We start from the raw sequence: 2,178 nt of genomic DNA, 5'->3' as shown, positions 1-2,178 counted from the left end.
CGAGGAAGCTTCTCTGCACTAAGCAACGCGACACGCCGCGTCGAGCGGCCGTTTGTGGGCATCATGGCGGAGTTGGTCAAGTGTCAGAAAGTAAGGAAGGGCCCCTGCTCGGTCGTGCCGGCAGGGGCCCTGTCCTGTGTTCGGTGTGGAAGTGTTCAGCCTGCGAGTCGTCGAACGAGAGACCGCGGAGGCTTCCGCTCCGCTGTGAGGCTCTCGTGCCAGCTGTTGTGCTTCGCGAGGTCCACGACCCAGGCGCCGCAGGTCTCGCAGGAGGTCCCGGAAGGAACGGGCCCGGCGATCTGCCGCGCCTTGGCTGCGGTGCGGTTCGACGCCTTCTCCATGGTGATCGGGGTGATCATGTCCGCTATCGCGACCCACCGGGGTTTCCAGTTGAACGCGATGTCCTGGTCGTCCACCTTGCAGGCCGAGAGGAACCGCTCGACGAAATCCCATGTGGGAAGCTTGGTGCCGCTCAGGTTCCGGGTGATCGACGCGGGTGACCATGAGATCTGACGCATGAGCGTGCGGTAGGAGGGGTCGCCAGCGAGGCGGCGGGCCCATCGAAGATCGGTCGCGAACTCGATGAGTTCGTCCACGACGGTCCTGGGCTCGGCGATCTGATTGGTAAGCACGATGTTCGCTCCTCTATGAAGAGGTGGGACCGGGTGACGCCCGCGAAGGGGCGCCACCCGATCACCGCTCGGTTCAGCTCAGGACCGGGTGCTGCGGCCCGTCGTTGATCGACGGACCGCCGCCGTCGCCGCCGATGATCCGGCGGACGACTTCGGCGGCCAGGACGCCGGCGGTGAAACCGGCGGCCAGGGTGACGTCCAAGCCGTAGCCGAACGACAACCCTTCCCAGATGAACGCGAGGTCGAACAGAAGAACGAGCAAAGCGCTGAGAAATTTGGTGAGCATGCCCTCACCTCCTAATGCTCTCGTTGGCCCAGGTGGCGGACTTCGCCAGAAGGGTGTAGCGCCTCCCGTGATCGTTTCAGGGAGGGGACCTCTCGCGCGCCAACGCGGAGATCTCGGCTGGATTCTCCCATCGCGATGGGCGCGCCGTCAAACACCCTGGGTCCAGAGATCACCACCGGCGAAGTGCTTTCAATGGGTAACGATTTGTGTGCATGCGCAAACGTCTAAAACCTGAGAGTAACCTAAGAAGTCAAAGGGTGAATCGTTGGCGGCAAGTAATGAAATACCCAATTATCGAGCGCAATTAGGATTGTGGTCCGCAAATAGCGAAGGCCCCTCGTTTGGCGCCGAGGGGCCTTCTTAATCCCGATGCCGCCACCTGGGCCAACAGAGAGACGAGCACGGGAGACTATGTGGTTAGCTGCGCGCAGCTTGACTGACTCGCAGGCGCACGTAGGCGCATATCAACACTACTCGCGCGTATGCCCAAGGCAAAGTCTCGCAGACTTTGGCTCGAGGGCGGGGTTGTCAGGGGCAGCGGACAGGCGTCTGAACAGCGGAAACGCTGCAGGCTCGCGCCCCGACGGGCATGTTGGTCGGGCGCGCCAGCAAGCGCTGCCCCGTGCCAGTGGGTGAATCGTGGACGCCAGTCGTGGGACTGGCCTCACTGCTGTGACGTTGGAAGCTGGGAGTGGTGCCGCTATGGGATGACGAGGCCGCTGGATGGCCTCTAGCTGGGCAAACGACTCCCGCTCGCCTTCTGGAAGGTCTGCCTGGAAGCGCCCCTGCTGAGACTGTTCTCGCTGGTCGGAGTGTTGACCTGCGTGTCCGACGAGGGACACCTGCCGGCAGCGGGGACGATAGACCGCAGAAGGGGGACATCACGCCTAGTGGCAGCAACACCAGGTAGCACCCGTGTGTGATTGCCAGCATGTCGATCCCTCCTCGCTCTCAGCCCGGCTTGTCATTCCGATTTCGTAATTGTCGGCGGATATCGTAGATTTCATTCCGACCAGGGAGTGGCAGCTCCTGTGGTGGCCCCATGACTGAAGCGCCGCCGACGGGTCTCCGGCAAGTTGCTTGGCGAAAATGAAACAAGGTGGAACACATTGAAACGGAACGCAACGAGTTGAAACCTTTTGCGCACGACTTTCGATGGACACAGTTGAGCAAAGCCGCATCGCTGGGACGTCAAACAGTACGGTCGTCCGGTTGAAGAATTGACATTTCGACCCATTGATCCACGAGGAATATCCGCAA

General features: G+C 61.6%; 2 protein-coding genes. Both read right to left on the bottom strand.

All coding sequences use genetic code 11. The annotated features are described in order from the left end of the window. Positions 1-155: 155 nt before the first annotated feature. Positions 156-632 (bottom strand): helix-turn-helix domain-containing protein, encoded by a 477-nt coding sequence (locus ACWDN5_RS45985; RefSeq protein ID WP_449680707.1) that lies wholly within the window; start codon positions 630-632, stop codon positions 156-158. 73 nt (positions 633-705) lie between these two features. Further along, positions 706-918, bottom strand: coding sequence for a hypothetical protein (locus ACWDN5_RS45980; RefSeq protein WP_449680706.1), 213 nt, complete (start codon positions 916-918; stop codon positions 706-708). Positions 919-2,178 lie beyond the last annotated feature (1,260 nt).

It is taken from the genome of Amycolatopsis sp. NPDC003731 (assembly GCF_053586895.1).
This window is presented reverse-complemented; position numbering and strand designations above follow the sequence as displayed.

What these genes read in the sequence shown, in the direction of transcription:
- ACWDN5_RS45980 (WP_449680706.1), bottom strand. Translation starts at nt 918, where the DNA reads ATGCTCACCAAATTTCTCAGCGCTTTGCTCGTTCTTCTGTTCGACCTC.